Origin of the sequence: Stenotrophomonas sp. BIO128-Bstrain, from assembly GCF_030128875.1 — a bacterium.
Lineage (GTDB): Bacteria > Pseudomonadota > Gammaproteobacteria > Xanthomonadales > Xanthomonadaceae > Stenotrophomonas > Stenotrophomonas bentonitica_A.
This window is the reverse complement of sequence record NZ_CP124620.1, coordinates 3,481,375-3,501,629: the sequence shown is the minus strand read 5'-3', so window position 1 is coordinate 3,501,629 and position 20,255 is coordinate 3,481,375. Positions and strand designations below refer to the sequence as shown.

The window sequence follows — 20,255 nt, the reverse complement described above, 5'->3', positions numbered from 1 at the left end:
CAGGCTGCCGGCGATGCGCCGGCAGCCTGTCTGGCTCAGGCTTTCGGCGTGAGCTTGAGCAGCTTGCCGTTGCTGCCGTCTTCGAGCAGCCAGATCGCGCCATCCGGACCCTGTTCGATCTCGCGGATGCGCTCGCCCATGTCGAAGCGCTCGGCCTCGCGGGCGTTGTCGCCGTCGAAGGCCACGCGCACCAGCGCCTTGGAGGACAGGCCGCCAATGAAGCCACTGCCGTCCCACTTGGGGAACTGTTTGCCGTTGTAGATGATGAAACCGGCCGGCGAGATCACCGGGGTCCAGGTCACCTTGGGCGCGGCGAATTCCGGGCGGGTGGAATGGTCGGGAATGTCGCGGCCGTCGTAGTGATTGCCGTTGGAGACGATCGGATAGCCGTAGTTGGCCCCGCGCTCGATCAGATTCAGCTCATCGCCGCCGGCCGGGCCCATCTCATGCACCCACAGCTTGCCGCGCGCATCGAAGGCGATGCCCAGCGCATTGCGGTGGCCGAGCGACCACACCTGCGCGGCCACGCCGCCCTGCGAGGCGAACGGGTTGTCGGCGGGCACGCTGCCGTCGTCATTGAGGCGGACCAGCTTGCCGAGGTTGCCGCCCATGTCCTGGGCCGGATCGAACTTCTGGCGCTCGCTGGACGTGATCCACAGCTTGCCGTCCGGACCGAACGCGAGGCGATGGCCGTAATGCCCCTTGCCGCTCACTTTCGGGGTCTGGCGCCAGATCACCTTCAGGTCTTCAAGCGTGCCGCTGCCATCGGCCGCCAGCGCCAGCCGCGCACGGGCAACCGCAGCGCCACGGGTATCACCGTCGCCTTCTTCGGCGTAGCTGAGATAGATCCACTGGTTCTTCGCGAAGTCCGGGTGCGGCAGCACATCGCCGAAGCCGCCCTGGCCGCCGTAGGCGACGTCAGGGACGCCGGTGATGGTGGCGGTTTTGCGGGTCTGCACGTTGAAGTGCTTCAGTGCGCCTTTCTTCTCGGTGACCAGCAGGCTGCCGTCGGGCAGGAAACTCATCGCCCAGGGCTCGTTGAAGCGGGCCAATTCGGTGGCGGCGAACGGCCACTGCGCTTTTTCCACGGCCGGGGCGGCGGCCTTGTCGGCAGCAACACAGGCGGTGGTGAACAGGGCGGGGGTGAGGCTGATGGCGAGGGTAAGCAAGAGCTTGCGGGTCATGGAAGTCTCCGTCGGGGAGGCGATGGCCAACCCCTGTTGTACACCATGCCCATCAACGCCGCGTGGACCAGAGGTCCTGCCCACACGACAACGGCGACCCGAGGGCCGCCGCTGGAGGTGAATCGGGGAGTGCGCGTCAGGTGCCGCGCGGGACGCCCTTGTCCAGGTGCGCCTGGCGCAGCGCGGTGGACTCATCCCAGCCGCGGCGCACCGCATTGCGGGCCTGTTCCCAGCTCAGCTTGCTCTGGCCATGTTCCTGCGCCCAGCGGGCCTGAAGCTCGGCTTCCACTTCTTCATACGCGCGGATCATGTCGTCAGCGCGGGTGCGATGGCCGAGCTGGTAGGCCGGCTCGTAGTCATCGAAGAACTGGTTGTTGTCATAGTACGGTTCGCTTGGAAAGCGCTCACGCCAGTAATCCGATACGGCCTGGCGCGGGACACCGTCTTCCGGCACCCGGCCGGGAATCTGATAGTCAGTGCTCATGTGTTGGCTCCGGTTGGGTGAGGCTTCACCGTACCCAAAGCCGGGTTAACGCCATGGACCGGCGAGGTGAATGACACATCAAGTGCCATTCACCTGCACACCTGCTCAGGCTTGGTGATCGCGGCGTGGGAATTTATAGATGACCGCGCCTACCGCGAAGGCGATGCCTGCCGCCGCGATGTTCTGCCAGCTCGCGCTGGCGAACAAGGCCAGGCACAACAGCAGTGCGAGGATCGGGATCAGCGGTCCGCCGGGCAGCTTCAACGCGCCAGGGCGATCACGGAACCGGCGCGCCAGCACCAGCACCGCCGCGGCCGTGCCGATGTAGGCGAACAGGCGCGTGGTCATCGACAGCAGCGCCAGCTGCACGAACGAACCGGACAGGGCCAGCGCCAGGGCGATCAGGCCCTGCGCGATGATCGCCGCCGCCGGGGTGCGGAAGCGCGGATGCACCTGCGCCAGGATCTTCGGCCCGTAGCCATCGCGCGCCAACGCGAACAGGAAGCGCGGACCCATCATCATCGTGTTGCTGTTGGTGCCGAGGATGGAGATCGTTGCGCCCACGGTGAGGATCAGGGCGAGGGTGAGCCCGCCGAAGCTGGCGGCGGCATCGGCCAGCGGCGTCGGCGAACTGGCCAGCCCGGCCAGCGTGCCCTGTGCGATGAACTGCACCGCGCCGTAAATCACGGTGACGGTGATGATCATGGTGATCAGCGCGAACGGAATATCGCGGCGCGGGTTCTTGTACTCACCGGCAGCGGCCGGGATGTTCTCGAAACCGGCATAGGCATACAGCAGCAGGAGCGCTGCTTCGCCCATGCGCTGCAGATCGTGCGGGTCCGGGCGTACGCCGGAGAAGGCCAGCTCGGTATCCACGTAGAACGCGCCGATCGCCACGAACAGCACCAGCGGCAGCAGCTTGCCGATCACCAGGATCACACCGGTACGCGCGGCCGAGCGCACCCCGGCCACGTTCACCGCGGTGAGGAAGCCCAGCGAGACCACGATGACCGCGATACGGCCGATGTCATGCCCGGCCCAGGGCCAGAACCGCGCGACCGCATCGGCCAGCGCGTTGCTGAGCGCCGCCGCCGAGCTGATGCGGGTGAGCCAGATCATCCAGCCGATCTCGAACCCGGCAAACCGGCCGAATGCCTCGCGCGCATACAGATAGCTGCCGCCCGGCTCGTCGAAATAGCTGGCTGCCTGCGCATAGCAGAGCACCAGCAGGGCGACCACGATGCCGGCCGCGACCACCCCCCACAGGCTGAAGGGACCGAGCAGGGCGACGGTGGCCGCCGGCAGCAGGTAGATGCCACTGCCGATCACATCGTTGATCGAAAGGCCGACGATCTGCCAGCGGCTAACCGCGCGTTCGAGTTGCGGGTCGGGCGCCGCGGTGCTCAATGCACGCTCCCGGCCAGCACGGGCAGCTGCCATTCGGCCTGCAGGCGCTGGTATTCCGCGCGTGGCAACAGCACGAAGCGCGGCCGCGCGCTGGCGTCCAGCCACGCCAGCAGCGTGGTCATGCGCGCCGGGTCCATCGCGGTGCAGCCGGCGGTCGCCTCACCGGGTGTGCGCCACAGGTGGGCGAAGATGCAGCTGCCACGGCCGGGCGTCGCGTTCGGGTTGTGCTCGATGACGAAGCCTTCGCGGTAGCGCACGTCGCCCTTGTTGTGCAGGTCCAGCCGCATCGGCTCGGTCGAGCCTTCCACCGCTTCGGCACCGACCACCTCGGCATCGACGATGCGGTTGTAGTACGGCGAGTCCGGCACATCCATGCAGTAACTGGTGTCGCGCATCGGCTGGTAGGGCAGGCCGCTGGTGACGCCGCGCGCATAGCCGAAGGCCGGGCCGATCGCGAAGATGCCGGCCGGGCTGCGGCCATCGCCTTCCTGCTTCCGTTGCGTCCCGGACTGGGCCGGGTGCAGCCCTTCGCCCCACGCGCTGCCGCTGCGGCCCACGGCGACATCGAAGGCGGCGCCCTGCGGCTGCCAGCCCTTCGCGGTGCGCTCGAAGGCCTGCAGCTTGCCCTGGGTGGCCTCCCAGCCCTCGGTGGTGACCACGACCAGCTGCGTGCTGCCCTCCAGCGCGGCGGCGAACACGGGGGCGGCGATGACCAGCATCACGGCGGCGGTGACGGAACGGAACAGCGGCATCATCGTGGCGGACTCCAGGATCAGCTGTCGATCAAATGTTCGATCCGTTCCAGGTTCACCCCGAGCTGGCGGTGGCGGTCCGGGTTGGCGTGGCACAGCAGGACGAAGACGAAATCCAGCAGCGCCTGCAGAGAAGAACGGTACAGCAGTTGCGCCACGTGCGGCGCCGGGTCATGCGCGCACAGCACCAGGCTGGCATCGGCATGGGCGCGCAACGGGTTGGCGCTGTGGCGGGTGATCGACACCACCTTGCCGCCCATGTCCTGGAACTGGCGCGACAGCTGGAACAGCTGTGGCAGCTTGCCGAACTCGGAGAACACCAGCATCGCGTCCCCGGGCCGTGCGGCCGAGAGGTTGGCCATCATCAGGATCGGGTCGGCGTGGTGCACGGTAAGCATGCCCAGCAGCGACAGGCGCATGGCGAATTCGCGGGCGTACAGGCCGTCGTCGCCCAGACCGTAGACGAACACCTTGGGCGCGCCATCGATCAGCTGCACGATCGCTTCGATGTCGGCCTGGGGATTGGCCAGCCAGGTTTCTTCCTCGGCGGCGGCCTTGCTCACGCGCAGGCGCTCGGCGATCTGGGTGTAGTCGTTGGCGGCCTCTGGGAGCGGCGGGCGGCTGTGCGGGTCGCTGCCGGCGCGCGCGACGGCCTCGCCGATGGAGTACTTGAGGTCCGGATAGCCTTTGAAGCCCAGTTTCTGGCTGAACTTGACCACGCTGGACTGGCTGATGCCCAAGGCGCTGGCCAGCTGCTGGGAGGAGTAATCGCGCAGGAGGTGGGCGTTGTCGAGGATGAAGTCGGCGATGCGGCGTTCGATCGCCGACATGTGGTCACGCTCGGAGCGGATTTTCACCAGGGGCGGCATGGGGAGGGCGTCAGATCCGGTAGAGCCACACCATGGGTGGCTGCGGCAGGTGGGATTGCGCGAACGGCAGCCACGCATGGCGTGGCTCTACCGTAGGCGACCGGCGAGGCGGATACAACGGTCACCACCGCCGCGGCGTGATCATCTCCAGCCCACGCACCTCGGTGATGCCCAACCCGGGCGCATCGCTGATGGTGATCTCCGATTCGTTGAAGTTGACCCCACCGGTCACCGGGTTGAACTGGCCCAGCGACGGCCCATCCAGATCCACCTTGGTGATGATGTCGCTCTTGGCGACGGCCAGGTGCACGGCGGCGGCCACGGAGATGCTCGATTCGATCATGCAGCCGATCATGCATGGCACGCCGTAGATCGCGGCGATATCGGCGATGCGGATCGCATTGGAGAGGCCGCCGGTCTTCATCAGCTTGATGTTGATAATGTCGGCCGCGCGCTGCTGGATCAGGTCGAACACCTGGCCGGGATTGAACACGCTTTCATCGGCCATCACCGGGGTGTTGACCCGGTCGGTGACGTACTTCAGGCCGCTGATGTCGGCGGCCTTCACCGGCTGCTCCAGCAGTTCCAGCACCACGCCGGCCTCTTCCAGCGCCCGCATCGCGTGCACGGCCTGCTTTGCGGTCCAGCCCTGGTTGGCATCCAGGCGCAGCAGGGCGCGACCCTGCACCGCGGCATGGATCGCCTTGACCCGCTCGATATCCAGGCCGATGTCCTTGCCGACCTTGATCTTCAGGGACTCGAAGCCGCGCTCGATCGCCGAGAGCGAGTCGGCCACCATCTTGTCGATGTAGTCCACGCTGATGGTGATGTCGGTGGTGATCACCGGGTCGCCGCCACCCAGCATCCGGTACAGCGGCGCGTTGTGCAGCTGCGCCCACAGATCGTAGACCGCGATCTCCACCGCGGCCTTGGCGCTGGTGTTGCGCTCCATCGAGGTCTGGATCAGGCCGCAGAGCCGGTTGAGGTTGGCCACGTCCTCGCCGATCAGGCGCGGTTTGATGAAGCCGTCGATGGCCTCGATGATCGAGCCGTGCGTATCGCCGGTGATCACCGCAGTGGCCGGCGCTTCACCGTAGCCGGTATGGCCGCTGTCGGTGCGGATCAGCACGACCACGTCTTCGACGGTGTCCACGGTGCGCAGCGCGGTCTTGAACGGGGTCTTCAACGGCACGCGCAGCATGCCGAGTTCGATGTCGGTGATCTTCATTCAGGGGGTCTGTGGCCGAAGGCGCTGGATGTTGGTGATGCGGTCGATGTAGCTCACGGTATCGCTGGCCATCATCGGCTCCAGCGGAGTGACCGACACGCCGTTGAGGTGGGCCTGCACGCGCGTGCCATCCGCGCCGATCCAGCCACCGCCGGCGGTATCGTGGATCAGCCAGGTGCGGCCGTCGATGTGGCCGATCGCCATCATCACGTGGCCGGGGATGTAGACCAGGTCGCCGACCTGCAGCTGCTTGACGGCCGTGTCGCGCGTGGCTTTCCCGTCCTTCGCGCTGAAGGCGATGCGGTCCAGCGCCGGGCTGACCGCCTGTGCGCTGGTATTGCGCGGCATCAACACGCCGACGCTGCGGTAGATCTCAGAGACGAAGCCACTGCAGTCGCGGGTGTCGTAGTCGTGGCCCCAGCCGTAGCGCTCGCCGAGGAACTTGAAGGCCTGGGTGAGCAGTGTCCGTGGGGTCAGCGGCAGATAGTCGTCGGCGGTGTCCTGCGAGCGCGGCAGCAGTGCCGGCACCAGTGACAGGCGGCCATCGGCCTCGCGCACCGGCAACTGCACCACATGCGCGGCGTGGGCCTGCTGGCCGTTGACGGTCTTCTCCAGCGGCCAGCCGGCGATCACCGGCAGGCGCACGCCCATGTCCAGCTGCAGCCGCGACACGCGCGGCTCCTCCGGCGTGTACGCGGTGAACGCGGTGGCCCCGGTGACCACCCGGTACGGGCCATGCTGGCCGTAACCGAGCACGGTGTCGGCGTCGCCGATGCCGACGAAGCGCTTCTCGATCCACGCCGAGTAGCGTTCGCTGGTGATGAACAGCCAGCGCCCGTCAGCGCTTTCATGCAGCACCGCCACCGCGTCGCCGGGGAACAGCGCCGACTCCTGGAAGCGGTCGATGTCGGTGTCGCCCTGGCTGCTGAACACCCGCAGCGCGGTCGGGAACGCGCGCAGCGCGGCGCGATGGGTGACCAGGCCATACTGCAGCGGGCGCTGCGCCGGAACCGCGGCGAGTGCCAGGTTGGCCAGGGTCTCGCTGCGCTGCCGGTCGCTGATGGTCTTGCCATCCTGGCCGTACAAGGTGCGCTCGGGCCACCTGGAGAGCGATTGGATGCTGCCCAGCACCTGCTCGCGGGGCAGCTGCGCCGGCAACGCGCGCAGATCGTGGATCGAGGCGTCCTCGGCACGCATGCGGGCGTTCTGTGCGGCGATACCCGCGCGATCGAGGATCACGCGGTCCGGATCGGGCAGGCGGTCGGCCCAGAAGCCGGGCGCGAGATAGGCCTCGCGCAGGGCGATCACCCCGCCGAAGTCGGCGCCGGGTGCGGCACGCGGCGCCTCGGCCCAGGCAGGTGCCAGCGTGGCCGCAAGGACCGCCGCCAGCACGGCGCGCGACAACCAGCGGGACCGCACGGGGCGGTGGGGGGAAGCCTGGATCATCACGCGGTCACCCTCCTCGGAAGCGTCAGGAATATTTATTCCTTTTTTCGGCGAAAGCAAGAATAAATTATTGACCGGCTATCAGGCCCGTGTTACACAGCGATTACCCCACCCGCACCTGGGAAGTGTCGCCGTGGATCCTGTGATGCGCAAACCGCGATTGCCTCTGCCTGCTGTCTGGTGCCTGTGCGCTGGTCTGCTGGCGTTGCCGTGGGGGCTGGCCGCCGCGCCGGTCGCGCTGCCGACGGTGATCGCCGGCATCGACCGCGGTGCGTTCGCGCAGGCCGAGGTCGACATCGCCACGGCGTTGCAGGATCCGAGCCTGTCGGATGCCGAGCGTCAGGCCTATGCCTTCGAGCGCGAGCGGATGCGCCGCATGCGACTGGACTTCACCCTGGACGCGGCGGCGGCCAAGGCGCAGCTGCGCAAGCAGATTCCCGACCTTCTCGATGACGAATTCGCGCGCTGGGATTCTGCCGGCCTGATCGAACACCTGGATATCGATGGCCAGCGCCGCTACTTCAAGCGCGCGCCGTCCAACCTGTTCCGGATCAGCGCCGAGGCGCGCGCCCGGCGGTCACCCGGGGCCCCGCTGCCGAAGGAGGGCCCCTATGAGCATCTGCACCCGCACCATGAGGAGATCGTCGCGGCCGCCCGCGCTACGGGCGCGACCAGCCTGGTGCCGCGCCGCATCGAGGTGACCCAGTCGCTGGTGGTCAAGCCCGATGCCGTGCCGGCCGGGGAAACCATCCGCGCATGGATTCCCTACCCACGTGCCATCGCCGGCCAGCAGGAAGACATCACCTGGGTCGCGAGTACGCCTGACCGCGCCCAGGTGGCGCCTGACAGTGCGTTGCAACGCACCGCCTACCTGGAACGCAAGGCGGTGGCCGGCACCCCGACCGAGTTCCAGATCCGCTACGCGGTCACCGTGTACGCGCGGCATATCACGATCGATCCTGCCAGGGTCCAGCCCACGCCGGACGACCCCGCGCTGAAGCCGTACCTCGCCGAGCAGGCGCCGCACGTGGTGTTCACCCCGGCGTTGCGCGCGTTCTCGCAGCAGGTGGTCGGGACCGAAACCGATCCCTACCAGATCGTCCAGAAGCTGTTCGACGCCGTGGACCGGATTCCATGGGCCGGCGCCCGCGAGTACGCCACGATCTCCAACATCAGCGACTACGCGCTGCACGCCGGTCACGCCGATTGCGGGCAGCAGACGCTGCTGCTGATCGCGCTGTTGCGCCTGAACGGCATCCCCGCGCGCTGGCAGTCGGGCATGGTCTATTCCGACGATGCGGTCGGCTACAACAACCTGCATGACTGGGGCGCGCTGTACCTGGCGCCCTACGGCTGGGTACCGATGGATGTCACCACCGGGCGCCTGGACAGCCCGCAGCCCGCGCTGCGCGATTTCTATCTGGGTGGGCTGGATGCCTATCGCATCGCCTTCAACGACGACTACGCCCAGCCACTGGTGCCGGCCAAGCAGCACTTCCGGTCGGACACGGTGGATTCCCAGCGCGGCGAGGCCGAGTGGTCCGGCGGCAACCTGTATTTCGATCAATGGAACTACGACGTCCAGTCGCACGTGGTGCCACTGGAGGCCAAGCGGTAAACGGCGGTATCCACGATTCCACATCTGCAGGAGAGAGCAGGGAATGAACGTAAATCGATTGAAGCGGGCAGCGCTGTGCGTTGCGCTCGGGGCGTGTCTGGGCAGCCTGGTACCGATGAGTGCTTCGGCACAGAATGTCAGCGGTGCCGTCGCGGGGCGTGCCACTGCCGGTGACCAGGTCACGGTCGTCAGCAACGCGACCGGCCTGACCCGGACAGTGACGGCCAGCGCCGACGGCAGCTATCGCCTGGGCCAGCTACCGGTGGGCGACTACCAGCTGCAGGTGAGCCGCGATGGCCAGAAGCTCGGCGAGCCGTTCGCGGTCAGTGTTGCGGTCGGTGGTACGACCACCGTCAACCTGGCCAGCAGTGGCGGCGTGGTCAACCTCGATGCGCTGCAGGTGGTCGGCACCCGCGTCGTCAATCGCGTGGACGTGTATTCCACGGAAACCTCGTTCAACGTGAACCGCCAGGAGCTCTCGCGCCTGCCGGTCGCGCAGGATCTGTCGGCGGTGGCGCTGCTGGCGCCGGGCGTGGTGGGCGGCAATTCTTCGTTCGGCGGCCTGTCCTTCGCCGGCTCCTCGGTGGCCGAGAACGCGGTCTTCATCAACGGCCTGAACGTCACCGACATGTATACCCGCCGCGGCTTCTCCAGCGCGCCATTCGGCTTCTTCAACGAATTCCAGGTCAAGACCGGCGGCTATTCGGTCGAATTCGGCCGCTCCACCGGCGGTGTGATCAATGCAGTCACCCGCTCGGGCACCAACGAGTTGCAGGGCGGTGTGGAGGTGACGGCCGAGCCCAGCGCATGGCGGTCCAGCCCGCGTGATCACTTCCACCGCGATGGCACCCCGCACTCCTACGCAAGCCGCGACAACAACTCGTTCCTGAAGACCAACGTCTGGGGGTCCGGTCCGATCATCAAGGACAAGCTGTTCCTGTTCGCGATGTATGAGGACCGCAACGACACCGGCCACAACACCTCCTCCGATGCGCTGAGCTGGTTCAAGAACAAGAGCGACAACGGCTTCTGGGGCGCCAAGCTGGACTGGAACATCAACGACAACCACAGCCTGGCACTGCTGGCCTTCTCCGACGAAGGCGAGATCACCAACGGCGCGTACAACTACGACTGGGATGACGACCAGATCGGCGCGTGGGGCGGTGACTCGGTCACCGAGACCGGTGGCAAGAACTGGTCGGCGACGTACACCGGTCACTTCGGCGAAAACTTCACCGCGCGCGCCATGGTGGGCGAGAACAACCAGCGGGCTTTCACCAACTCCTCGCTCGATGAGGCGTGCAGCCCGGTGTTCACCGATGCCAGCTATGCCTCCCGCCTGGGCAAGCTCAACGGCCTGCGCGCGGGCTGCCATCCTACCGGTGCCGCGGTTGCCGAGCGCGACGACACGCGCGAGGTGGCCCGCCTGGACTTCGAATGGCAGCTGGGCACGCATCTGCTGCGCTTCGGCGTGGACCGTGAGTTGATGACCACCGAGCAGTCCACCCGCTACCCGGGCCCGACCCAGCTCAGCTATACCGCCTACGTGGCCCGCCCGGGTGATGAGGTATGGGACGGCGCCAATGCCTATGTTCCCGCGGGCGTGACCGAGATGCTGCGCGCGCGCAACCGCGTCTCCGGAGGCACCTTCGAGACCGAGGCCAACGCCTTCTACCTGGAAGACATCTGGAACATCACCCCGAACCTGATGTTGAACCTCGGCGTGCGCTGGGACCGCTTCGAGAACCGCACCGCCGATGGCGACGCCTTCATCAAGATGGATGACCTGATCGCACCGCGCTTCGGCTTCTCCTGGGACATGAAGGGCAATGGCAGCACCAAGCTGTTCGGCAACGCCGGCCGTTACTACCTGCCGGTGACCAACAACATCAACGTCAACTTCGCCGGTGGCCTCACCGACGAGTACTCCTACTACGTGCTCAACGGCTGGCAGCAGCAGGCCAACCCGGTCACCGGCGCACCGTACATGGCCCCGGTCATCGGCCAGCAGATCGGCCCGGTCGATACCCGCATGAACACCGGCGCGGCCGACCTGCGCCAGAGCGTGGACAAGGACCTGAAGGCGGTCTACCAGGATGAGTACATCCTCGGCTTCCAGACCATGATCAACCAGGCCTGGTCGTGGGGCGTCAACGCGACCTACCGCAAGATGGACCGCGCGCTGGATGACATGCGCATCAACCACACCCCGTGCGGGCCGACCGGCACCACCCTGTGGCCGATCGCCAACCCGGGCGAGAGCCTGACGATCTGGGGCGACTCCAGCATCGGCTGCGCCACCGAGGGCTGGATCACCATCGATACCTCCAAGGATGGCTACCGCAAGGGCGGCAGCCTGGAGGTGGTCGGCTACTCCAAGCCCAAGCGCACCTACAAGGCCCTGGAGTTCCAGATCGATCGCGCGTGGGACGAGAAGTGGCTGTTCAACGCGTCCTACCTGTGGTCGCGCAGCGATGGCAACTTCGAAGGCCCGGTCAACTCGGACACCAACTACGGCGACACCGGCATGGTCCAGCATTGGGATCATCCGTCCAACAACCAGCGCTACGGGCCGTTGTTCAACGACTTCCGCCATCAGTTCAAGTTCCGCGCCGCCTATGCGCTGAACGAGCAGTGGTCGTTCGGCACCACGCTGCAGGTACTGTCCGGTGGCCCGATCACGGCGTTCGGCGTGATGTGGCCCAACGATACGGTCGCCGGTGGCAGCACCTCCAGCGAAGGCAGCGGCGGCGGCACAGGCTGGCTGTGCGTGGCGAACTGTTCGGGGTCGTATGACCAGCGCCAGTTCGAGTACAGCCCACGTGGTGCCTTCGGTCGCCTGCCGTGGACGTGGACCATGGGCGCCAACGTCACCTGGCGCCTGCCGGTGGAGGGCATCGACCTGAGCGCACGCCTGTCGGTCTACAACCTGTTCAACAACCAGACCGTCATCAACGTGCATCAGCGTTATGAAGCCCAGCCGGGCCAGGTGCGCGAGAACACCTTCAACACCGGCACCCGCTGGCAGGCACCGCGCTACACGCAGCTGATGGTGACCTGGAACTTCTGATCCGGCGCGTACGTGGCAGGTGCCGACAGTGGGTCGGCACCTGCCTTCCACGGGCGGCTTCGGTTGCACGCGCTCCGGTCATGACGAGGGACTCCATGCAGTCACGCACCTCACCGTGTATCCCATCCCGCCTTCTCACGCTTGGCCTGTCCTGCACCCTGGCCATCGCGCCCAGCGCATGGGCAGCCGATCCGGCCGACACGTTCAATCGGCTGCTCGATCAGGCTGTCACCCATGAACACCTGCCCGGCATCGCCATGGCCGTGGTCGAAGACGGGGAAGTTGTCTTCACCGGCACCCGTGGTGAGCGCCAGGCCGGGCAGGGCGAGGCCATCAACCCGGACACCCTGTTCAAGATCGCCTCCAACAGCAAGGCGATGACCGCCGCGCTGCTGGCCCGGCTGGTCGACCGCGGTCTCCTGCGCTGGGACGACCCGGTCATCAAGTACCTGCCGCAGTTCCGCATGCATGACCCGTGGGTGACGCAGCAGATGCAGGTGCGCGACCTGCTGATCCACAACAGCGGCCTGGGCCTGGGGGCGGGCGATCTGATGCTGTGGCCCGAGCCGAACCGCTTTACCCGGCAGGACATCATCGCCGGGCTGGCCCACCTCAAGCCGGTCACCAGCTTCCGCAGCGGCTATGCCTACGACAACCTGATGTATGTGGTGGCGGGTGAAGTCGCTGCTGCCGCCGGCGGCAAGCCCTACGATCAACTGCTGCGCGAGGAGGTCTTCGTGCCGTTGGGGATGGATCGCTGCCAGGTCGGCGCGTGGTCGGTCACGGCGGTCGGCAATGTTGCCCAGCCGCATACACGGAAGGACGGTCGCAGCGTGGTGCGCGGTGCCGATGGCGACCTCAGTCCCGATCTGACTTCGATGGCCGCCGGCGGCATCCGTTGCAGCCTGCACGACATGACCCGCTGGATGCAGGTGCTGCTCGATCCCGCGCGCGTACCCGGGTGGCTGGGCGCGGTGCAGCGCCACGCGCTGTGGACCGCGCACATGCCGATGCCACTGGGCGAGCGGCAGCGCCGCTGGGACGACGCGCACGTCTCCGCCTATGGCTATGGGTGGCGCCTGTCGGACATGGACGGGCAGTGGAAGGTGGCCCATACCGGCACGCTGTCGGGCATGTACTCCTCACTCGCGCTGCTGCCGGACCGCAAGGTGGGTGTGGTGATCCTGATCAACAGCGACGCCGAAGATGCACGCACCGCGCTGATGCAGGCGGCGTTGAAGCACTACACCGCGCCGGATGACGGCGCAGATGTGGACCACTATCTGGCTCTGCTCGAGCAGGAGCGCGCCGGGCGCCGCGAGGCCGGGCAGGTGCGCCCGGATACCCGTGCGCGTCGTCCGGCCCCGCTTCGCACCACGGCGGCCGCGCAGGGCCGCTACCGCGACCCGTGGCTGGGCGAGGCCCTGCTCTGCCCGCAGCAGGGCACGCTGCGCTTCAGCGTGGCCAAGTCGCCGAGGCTGCGTGGCCAGGTCATGCAGCTCGGGGAGCGCTGGCTGGTGCAGTGGGATACGCTCGGGGCCGATGCCGAGCCCTGGTTGCAACTGCAGCCGGGTGCGCCGCCCACCTTGACCTTGGCCGCGATCGATCCGGAGATCGACTTCAGTTATGACTACCAGGACCTGCACTTCTCCCGCGTCGGCGATTGCCCGTAGCACGCTGCTGTTGGCGCTGCTGGCAGGCAGTGCCCACGCGGCGGCGGCGGTCACCGTCTTGCCGGCCCGCGACGTGGCCGAGGCCGGGCTGGTCGATATCCGCACACTGGCACCGGCAATCGAGCAGGACATCCGCTACGCCGGCGTGGACAACTTCACCGGCCGGCGCGTGCCCGGCTATGACGCGCCCAAGTGCTATTTGGTCGCCCCGGCGGCCACCGCGCTGGCCCAGGTGGAGGCCGACCTGCGCGCCGAAGGCTTCGCGCTGCGCCTCTTTGATTGCTACCGCCCGGCCCACGCGGTGAAGGCCTTCGTCGCCTGGGCGCACGACCCGCACGAGCAGTCGCGCAAGGCCCTGCAGTATCCGGACATCGACAAGCCGGCCCTGCTGGGCGGTTACATCGCCGAGACTTCCGGCCACAGCCGCGCCGCCACCGTGGACCTGACCTTGCTCGATTGCCGCACGGGTCCCTGCGCCCCCATGGACATGGGCACCGACTTCGATTTCTTCGGCCCGCGTGCGCATACCGATGCGCCGGAGATCAGTGAGGTGCAGCGCCGCCACCGCCAGCAGCTGCGCCAGGCGATGGCCCGGCGCGGCTTCGCCAACTACCCGATGGAGTGGTGGCACTTCACCCTGCAGCCCGAGCCGGCGCCGACCACCGCCTACGACGTGCCGGTCCGCTGAGGCGCACCGCTACACTGTGCGCTGACCGCCTGATCGGACCACGATGAACCTGCCGCTGCATTTTGGATTGCTGGGAACGCTGGAAGCGGGCCTGATCGCGCTGCTGGTCGGGCTGCTGGTGTATGCGCTGTGGCATCGACTGTGCCGCTGGGCCGGGTGGACCGATGGGCACGCGATCGGCTGGGCCTGCGTGATCGCGGTCGTGGCCTCGGCCGGCATCGATGCGTGGAACCTGTTCTACATGGGCATGATGCGGCTGGAGTCGCCGCTGTACGCCCGGTTGTTCCTGGCCAGCATCCACGATCCGAACGAGCTGGGCTCACGCGTGGTGCTCGAAGTGGCCGGCGCGATCGGCGGTGTCGCACTGGGGTGGCTTTTGTTCAGTTCCCGCTCAGCCGAAAAAAACAGCAACGCCGCGTGAGATTGCGTTCGCATCCGGTTAAATCCGCCGCCGTTGAATGCCTGTGTTACCAACTGCTCACCTGCGGCTAACCACTGCGGTAATGCACGCGTTCGGGGAGGTGGTTAAGGCGGCGTGCGCAGTGCGATCAAGGGGCAATATCGATTCACAAACGGGGTGGCAGTGTGGGGCCGTGCGGAAACAACAGGCCGCGCAACACATAACCAAGGAGACCACCCCAATGACTACTCGCATCCGCAAGCCCCTGATCGCCCTGATCGTCGCCGCAGGCAGTGTGCTGGCCATTCCGGCGATGGCCCAGTCGGCGCAGCACAGTGCCGCGCAGGCCCAGAATCAGGCCGCCCAGGCACAGCAGGCGGCGGCGCAGGCCGGCGACGCAGCAGATACCGCTGCCAACGCCGCAGCGCAGGCCTCCGCGCAGGCCAACGGAGGCGGTGGCCAGACCTGGGCCAGCGTTGATACCGACGGCAACGGCACCATCAGCAAGGCCGAGGCACAGGTGAACGCGGGTCTTGCCCAGGTGTTCGACCAGGCCGACACCAACAAGGACGGCGAGCTCTCGCCGGATGAATACAAGGCGTACGTGGCTGCCCAGCAGGGCAAGGCCGCAGATACGGGCGCCCAGCAGAGCAGGTAAGGACCGGGGACACCGGTAGCGCAGTGAGGGGGAAAGGGCGGCTTCGGCCGCCCTTTCTTTATGCGCCGCCGGGGTGGGGCCGCTGCGCCGCTGTTGGTATCCTTGGCCGATGATGACTTCCCTGCCCACGCCGCAAGGCGCTATCGGCCTGGTTGGTTTTGACGGTGATGACACGCTGTGGAAGAGCGAGGATTACTACCGCAAGGCCGAGCAGGACTACCTCGACATCCTGTCGCGCTATATCGACGTGCACGACACCCAGACCGCGCGCCACCTGCTGGAAGTGCAGCAGCGCAATCTCGGCGTGTTCGGCTATGGGGTGAAGGGCATGACGCTGTCGATGGTCGAAGCGGCCATCGAGATCACCAACCAGACCATCAGCGCCCGCGACCTGCAGCAGATGCTCGACATCGGCCATGACACCCTGCGCCACCCGGTGGAGCTGATCGATGGCGTCCGCGAGTCGGTCACCGAGATCGCCCGCGACTACCCGGTCGTGCTGATCACCAAGGGCGACCTGTTCCACCAGGAGGCCAAGATCAAGCTGGCCAACCTGCGCGACCTGTTCCCGCGCATCGAGATCGTCTCCGAGAAAGACCCGGAAACCTACGCCCGCGTGCTGGAGGAGTTCGATCTGCCGATCGAGCGCTTCGTGATGGTCGGCAATTCGCTGCGCTCGGACATCGAGCCGGTGATCACCCTGGGCGGCTGGGGCATCCACACCCCGTACGCGGTGACCTGGGCGCACGAAACCCAGCATGGCGTCGCCGACGATGAGCCGCGCATGGTCGATGCACCGACCGCCTTCGAGTGGCCGCAGGCGCTGCGCACCATCGAAGCCAAGGCGGCGCAGGCCGGATGATGCGCGCCGGGCTGCTCGCGCTGCTGTTGATGCTGCCCTGGGCGGCGGCGGCCGAGCAGACCCCGGAGAAGTCCGCCGCCTACGTGGTGGACACCGGGGATGCCTGGGTGGATACCCAACTGCAGGACATCAACCACTACGCCGAGCGCTACCCGGATAGCTTCCTGGATGAAGTCTCGCGCTACGCCGTGGTCTCGCGCGGCTACATCGCCGCGCTGATGCACACCCACGGCTGGCAGGCGGGCGACATCTACTTCGCCTGTTTCTGGGCCCACGTGATCGAACGTTCCTGCCGCGAGAGCGTGCAGCAATGGTCGCGCGCGGTGCCGGAGGAGGGCGAGGCCAAGCGCTGGGAAGCCGTGGTCGCCGAGCTTCCGGTCACGCCGACCAACCTGCACTGGCGCGCGCTGCGCCATGCCATCGTCGCCAGCCACGATCACTGGGATCGCCCGGTAACCCTTGATGCCACGCTGCAGCGCCAGCTCGGCAACCGCGAGCAGCGCCAGCGTGCGGCGGCCAATCCGGAACCGGCCGCAGCGACGCGCTGACGCGATGATGCACCGCGCGGCCACGCATGGCATGGCGCTACCCTGTCGCTCACCTTTGCTGCTGTGCAGATCGCCGCGCGCCACCGCCTCGGCGACAATGGCCGACTGCTGTCCCTCCCCGTGATCCGTTGCCGAGTACGTAATGAGCGCCGACCGTTTCGTTTCACCCGACGATATCCGCAGCCTGTTCGCCCAGGCGATGTCCACCATGTACCGCACCGAAGTGCCGCTGTACGGCACGCTGGTCGACCTGGTGGCCGAGATCAACGACGCCGTGCTGACCGCCAACCCGGCGCTGGCCGAACAGCTGGACCGCACCGACGAACGCGCCCGCCTCGACCAGGAGCGCCATGGCGCGATCCGGGTCGGCACTGCCGGGGAACTGGCGACGTTGGGCCGCCTGTTCGCGCTGATGGGCATGTACCCGGTGGGGTATTACGACCTCTCGGTGGCCGGCGTGCCGGTGCATTCCACCGCATTCCGCCCACGCACCGCGCAGGCGCTGGCGCGCAACCCGTTCCGCGTGTTCACCTCGCTGCTGCGGCTGGAGCTGATCGAGAATGTCGCGCTGCGTGAGCAGTCCGCTGCCATCCTCGCCCAGCGCCGGATCTTCACCGATGCCGCGCTGGCCCTGATCGAACAGGCAGAACGCGAGGGTGGCCTGGATGAAGCCGATGCGCGCCGCTTCGTCATCGAAGCGCTGGAGACTTTCCGCTGGCATGGCGATGCGACGGTTTCGCTGGCCACCTACCACGCGCTGCACGACGCGCACCGGCTGATCGCCGATGTGGTCAGCTTCCGCGGCCCGCACATCAACCACCTGACCCCGCGTACGCTGGACATCGACGCTGCGCAGGCCGGCATGCTTGCACGCGGCATCGATGCCAAGGCCGTGATCGAAGGCCCGCCACCGCGCCGCTGCCCGATCCTGCTGCGCCAGACCAGCTTCAAGGCGCTGGAAGAAACCGTGCAGTTCCCCTCTGGCGATGCAGGCGACGCCGGCACGCATACCGCGCGTTTCGGTGAGATCGAACAGCGCGGCCTCGCGCTGACACCCAAGGGCCGCGCGCTGTATGACCAGTTGCTTGCACAGGCGCGAGACAGCGGCGGCGCCGGCAGTACCGGCCAGGACTATCCGACGCGTCTGGCGGCGGCATTCAGCGCCTTCCCGGATGACCACGACACCCTGCGCCGCGAAGGCCTGGGCTACTACCGGTACACCCTGACCGATGCTGGCCGCGCCACCCCGGCCGCAGTCGGCGACCTGCCGGCCGAAGCGCTGATCGCCGCTGGCCTGGCCAGCGCCGATCCGATCGTCTACGAAGATTTCCTGCCGGTCAGCGCCGCAGGCATCTTCCAGTCCAACCTGGGCGGCGACGAACAGCGTGCTTATGTCGCGCATGCCAACCGCGATGCCTTCGAGCAGGCGCTGGGCATGAAGGTGGAGGACGAGTTCGCCATCTACGAGCGGCTGCAGGCCGAGTCGCTGGCGAGCCTTCGCAACGCTGTACGGTAGTGCCGGCCGCTGGCCGGCTCTTCATGTACCAAACGCGCATCCGGGCTTGCGGACGGTAATGCGTGGAGCCGGCCAGCGGCCGGCACTACCAGGAAACAGAACGCCGCGGTCCGTGCATCGCAACCCGGAAACAGAACGCCGCGGTCCCTACATCGCGACCCGGAAACAGAACGCCCCGGTAGGTACCGACCATTGGTCGGTACCGTGCACCATCACGCCTTCATCGTGCCGGTATCGAGCCAGCGCTGGTGCCACGACAGCGCTTCGGGCAGCAGATGCGGGGTGTGCTTGCCGTAACTCTCGCGGCTGGCGCGGTCGAAGTAATCGTTCAATTGATCGCGGAAATCCGGGTGCGCGCAGTTGTCGATCACCACCCGCGCACGCTTGCGCGGCGTCAGCCCGCGCAGATCGGCCAGGCCCTGTTCGGTGACGATCACCGAGACATCGTGCTCGGTGTGATCCACGTGGCTGACCATCGGCACGATCGCCGAGATGCTGCCGTTCTTCGCCGTCGAGGGGCTCAGGAACGCGGACAGGAAGCCGTTGCGCGCGAAGTCGCCCGAGCCGCCGATACCGTTCATGATGCGGCTGCCCATCACGTGGGTCGAGTTGACGTTGCCGTACAGGTCGGCCTCGATCATGCCGTTCATGCCGATGCAGCCCAGGCGGCGCACCAGCTCCGGGTGGTTCGAGATCTCCTGCGTGCGCATGATGATGCGCTCGCGGTAGAAGTCGATGTGCTCCTTGAAGGTCTCGTTCGCCTGCGGGCTCAACGCGAAGCCGGTGCACGAGGCATAGCTCAGCACGCCATCGCGCAGCAAGTCGAGCATGCCGTCCTGGATCACCTCGGTGAACGCGCTCAGATCGCGGAAGCCACTCTTGGCCAGCCCGGCCAGCACCGCGTTCGGGATGTTGCCCACGCCGCTCTGCAGCGGCAGCAGGTTGGCCGGCAGGCGGCCCTTGGCCACTTCGTGCTTGAGGAACTCGATCAGGTACTGCGCGATCTGCTCGCTGGTGGTATCGATCGGGCTGAACGGGCTGTTGCGGTCCGGGCCGTTGGTGCGCACCACCGCCACGATCTTGTCCGGGTCGCAGCGCAGTGCGGTCTCGCCGATGCGGTCGTTGGCGTGCACCAGCGGGATCGGCTTGCGGTGCGGCGGCAGCGCCGTGCCGTAGTAGATGTCATGCATGCCGTCCACGCCGGCCGGCTGCCATTCGTTGACCTCGACGATCACCTTCTTGGCCAGGTCCAGCCAGGTCTTGTTGTTGCCGACCGAGGTGGAGGGCACCAGCGAGCCATCCTCGCGGATCGCCGAGACCTCGATCACTGCGGTATCGATGTCGCCATAGAAGCCGAACCACACGTGCTGGGCGACATGGCTGAGGTGGATGTCGATGTAATCCAGCTTGCCCTCGTTGATGCGGTTGCGCGCATCCGGGTCGCTCTGGAACGGCATGCGCATCGCGATGCCATCGGCCTTGGCCAGCGCGCCATCCAGTTCCGGCGCGGTCGAGGCGCCGGTCATCAGACTGATCTGGAAGGGCAGGCCCTGGGCGTGCACCGCCTCGATGCGCTGCGCCAGCGCGACCGGCACCGCCTTGGGGTAGCCTGAACCGGTAAAGCCGCTCATGGCGACGGTTTCACCCGGCTGGATCAGGGCGGCGGCAGCTTCAGCGGAGACAACGCGGTCACGGAGACGCGCGTTTGCAATGCGATCGACAGACATGACGACAACGTTTCTGGGGGGATCCCCATTATCGGCGATCCATGCAGCGGCAGGGGTTCTACCTTGGTGGGATGGCGTTTTCACATCCGCGCCTCCCTGTTCAGGTTTGCCGCCCACTTCTGTAC

General features: G+C 67.1%; 17 protein-coding genes. 9 read left to right on the top strand and 8 right to left on the bottom strand.

The genetic code is table 11. The annotated features are described in order from the left end of the window. Window positions 1-35 precede the first annotated feature (35 nt). The 7 genes from POS15_RS16010 to POS15_RS15980 all read right to left on the bottom strand — a co-directional run bounded on the left by POS15_RS16010 (window position 36) and on the right by POS15_RS15980 (window position 7,370). Entirely contained in the window at window positions 36-1,184 is a 1,149-nt protein-coding gene (locus tag POS15_RS16010; protein ID WP_019185975.1) for a PQQ-dependent sugar dehydrogenase, read from the bottom strand. Between the two features lie 136 nt (window positions 1,185-1,320). Next, window positions 1,321-1,668, bottom strand: coding sequence for a hypothetical protein (locus POS15_RS16005; RefSeq protein ID WP_019185974.1), 348 nt, complete (start codon window positions 1,666-1,668; stop codon window positions 1,321-1,323). A gap of 105 nt (window positions 1,669-1,773) precedes the next feature. Continuing rightward, window positions 1,774-3,108, bottom strand: a complete 1,335-nt coding sequence (locus POS15_RS16000) for an amino acid permease (protein WP_284128479.1) — start codon at window positions 3,106-3,108, stop codon at window positions 1,774-1,776. Next, window positions 3,072-3,830, bottom strand: coding sequence for a L,D-transpeptidase family protein (locus tag POS15_RS15995; protein ID WP_284128478.1), 759 nt, complete (start codon window positions 3,828-3,830; stop codon window positions 3,072-3,074). Before POS15_RS15995 ends, POS15_RS16000 begins: the two co-directional genes overlap by 37 nt. A 17-nt stretch (window positions 3,831-3,847) precedes the next feature. Next, complete coding sequence (locus POS15_RS15990) at window positions 3,848-4,696, bottom strand: MurR/RpiR family transcriptional regulator (protein ID WP_019185971.1); 849 nt, start codon at window positions 4,694-4,696, stop codon at window positions 3,848-3,850. A gap of 121 nt (window positions 4,697-4,817) precedes the next feature. Beyond that, entirely contained in the window at window positions 4,818-5,924 is a 1,107-nt protein-coding gene (locus tag POS15_RS15985; protein ID WP_019185970.1) for a dipeptide epimerase, read from the bottom strand. Continuing rightward, window positions 5,925-7,370 (bottom strand): SH3 domain-containing protein, encoded by a 1,446-nt coding sequence (locus POS15_RS15980; RefSeq protein ID WP_026070216.1) that lies wholly within the window; start codon window positions 7,368-7,370, stop codon window positions 5,925-5,927. Window positions 7,371-7,503: 133 nt separating this feature from the next. Between POS15_RS15980 and POS15_RS15975 the strand changes: the two genes are divergently transcribed. The 9 genes from POS15_RS15975 to POS15_RS15935 all read left to right on the top strand — a co-directional run bounded on the left by POS15_RS15975 (window position 7,504) and on the right by POS15_RS15935 (window position 18,403). Further along, window positions 7,504-8,988 (top strand): transglutaminase domain-containing protein, encoded by a 1,485-nt coding sequence (locus POS15_RS15975; RefSeq protein WP_284128477.1) that lies wholly within the window; start codon window positions 7,504-7,506, stop codon window positions 8,986-8,988. Window positions 8,989-9,031: 43 nt separating this feature from the next. After that, entirely contained in the window at window positions 9,032-12,058 is a 3,027-nt protein-coding gene (locus tag POS15_RS15970) for a TonB-dependent receptor (protein WP_284128476.1), read from the top strand. 95 nt (window positions 12,059-12,153) lie between these two features. Then, a complete protein-coding gene (locus tag POS15_RS15965; RefSeq protein ID WP_284128475.1) occupies window positions 12,154-13,731 on the top strand; it encodes a serine hydrolase domain-containing protein in 1,578 nt (525 codons plus the stop codon). Beyond that, window positions 13,685-14,419 carry a M15 family metallopeptidase gene (locus tag POS15_RS15960; protein ID WP_284128474.1) on the top strand — a complete coding sequence of 245 codons (735 nt, stop codon included), beginning with the start codon at window positions 13,685-13,687 and terminating at the stop codon, window positions 14,417-14,419. The genes POS15_RS15965 and POS15_RS15960 overlap by 47 nt, the downstream gene beginning before the upstream one ends. A gap of 43 nt (window positions 14,420-14,462) precedes the next feature. Continuing rightward, window positions 14,463-14,840, top strand: a complete 378-nt coding sequence (locus POS15_RS15955) for a hypothetical protein (protein ID WP_070426491.1) — start codon at window positions 14,463-14,465, stop codon at window positions 14,838-14,840. Between the two features lie 220 nt (window positions 14,841-15,060). After that, window positions 15,061-15,477 (top strand): EF-hand domain-containing protein, encoded by a 417-nt coding sequence (locus tag POS15_RS15950; RefSeq protein WP_019185963.1) that lies wholly within the window; start codon window positions 15,061-15,063, stop codon window positions 15,475-15,477. 109 nt (window positions 15,478-15,586) lie between these two features. Next, window positions 15,587-16,339 carry an HAD family hydrolase gene (locus POS15_RS15945; protein WP_019185962.1) on the top strand — a complete coding sequence of 251 codons (753 nt, stop codon included), beginning with the start codon at window positions 15,587-15,589 and terminating at the stop codon, window positions 16,337-16,339. Then, a complete protein-coding gene (locus POS15_RS15940; RefSeq protein ID WP_046272864.1) occupies window positions 16,336-16,887 on the top strand; it encodes a hypothetical protein in 552 nt (183 codons plus the stop codon). The genes POS15_RS15945 and POS15_RS15940 overlap by 4 nt, the downstream gene beginning before the upstream one ends. Before the next feature lie 142 nt (window positions 16,888-17,029). Further along, window positions 17,030-18,403 carry a VOC family protein gene (locus POS15_RS15935; RefSeq protein ID WP_284128473.1) on the top strand — a complete coding sequence of 458 codons (1,374 nt, stop codon included), beginning with the start codon at window positions 17,030-17,032 and terminating at the stop codon, window positions 18,401-18,403. Window positions 18,404-18,615: 212 nt separating this feature from the next. Here the strand turns inward: POS15_RS15935 and POS15_RS15930 are convergent, their stop codons facing one another. After that, window positions 18,616-20,130, bottom strand: coding sequence for an acetyl-CoA hydrolase/transferase family protein (locus POS15_RS15930; protein WP_070471520.1), 1,515 nt, complete (start codon window positions 20,128-20,130; stop codon window positions 18,616-18,618). Between the last annotated feature and the right edge of the window lie 125 nt (window positions 20,131-20,255).

Excerpts from the sequence above, each read along its gene's own strand:
- POS15_RS15935 (WP_284128473.1), top strand. The coding sequence starts at position 17,030 with ATGAGCGCCGACCGTTTCGTTTCACCCGACGATATCCGCAGCCTGTTC.
- POS15_RS15995 (WP_284128478.1), bottom strand. The coding sequence starts at position 3,830 with ATGATGCCGCTGTTCCGTTCCGTCACCGCCGCCGTGATGCTGGTCATC.
- POS15_RS15990 (WP_019185971.1), bottom strand. The coding sequence starts at position 4,696 with ATGCCGCCCCTGGTGAAAATCCGCTCCGAGCGTGACCACATGTCGGCG.
- POS15_RS15970 (WP_284128476.1), top strand. The coding sequence starts at position 9,032 with ATGAACGTAAATCGATTGAAGCGGGCAGCGCTGTGCGTTGCGCTCGGG.
- POS15_RS15950 (WP_019185963.1), top strand. The coding sequence starts at position 15,061 with ATGACTACTCGCATCCGCAAGCCCCTGATCGCCCTGATCGTCGCCGCA.
- POS15_RS15965 (WP_284128475.1), top strand. The coding sequence starts at position 12,154 with ATGCAGTCACGCACCTCACCGTGTATCCCATCCCGCCTTCTCACGCTT.
- POS15_RS16000 (WP_284128479.1), bottom strand. The coding sequence starts at position 3,108 with ATGGCAGCTGCCCGTGCTGGCCGGGAGCGTGCATTGAGCACCGCGGCG.
- POS15_RS15960 (WP_284128474.1), top strand. The coding sequence starts at position 13,685 with ATGACTACCAGGACCTGCACTTCTCCCGCGTCGGCGATTGCCCGTAGC.
- POS15_RS15940 (WP_046272864.1), top strand. The coding sequence starts at position 16,336 with ATGATGCGCGCCGGGCTGCTCGCGCTGCTGTTGATGCTGCCCTGGGCG.
- POS15_RS15985 (WP_019185970.1), bottom strand. The coding sequence starts at position 5,924 with ATGAAGATCACCGACATCGAACTCGGCATGCTGCGCGTGCCGTTGAAG.
- POS15_RS16005 (WP_019185974.1), bottom strand. The coding sequence starts at position 1,668 with ATGAGCACTGACTATCAGATTCCCGGCCGGGTGCCGGAAGACGGTGTC.
- POS15_RS15945 (WP_019185962.1), top strand. The coding sequence starts at position 15,587 with ATGATGACTTCCCTGCCCACGCCGCAAGGCGCTATCGGCCTGGTTGGT.
- POS15_RS15980 (WP_026070216.1), bottom strand. The coding sequence starts at position 7,370 with ATGATCCAGGCTTCCCCCCACCGCCCCGTGCGGTCCCGCTGGTTGTCG.
- POS15_RS15955 (WP_070426491.1), top strand. The coding sequence starts at position 14,463 with ATGAACCTGCCGCTGCATTTTGGATTGCTGGGAACGCTGGAAGCGGGC.
- POS15_RS16010 (WP_019185975.1), bottom strand. The coding sequence starts at position 1,184 with ATGACCCGCAAGCTCTTGCTTACCCTCGCCATCAGCCTCACCCCCGCC.
- POS15_RS15930 (WP_070471520.1), bottom strand. The coding sequence starts at position 20,130 with ATGTCTGTCGATCGCATTGCAAACGCGCGTCTCCGTGACCGCGTTGTC.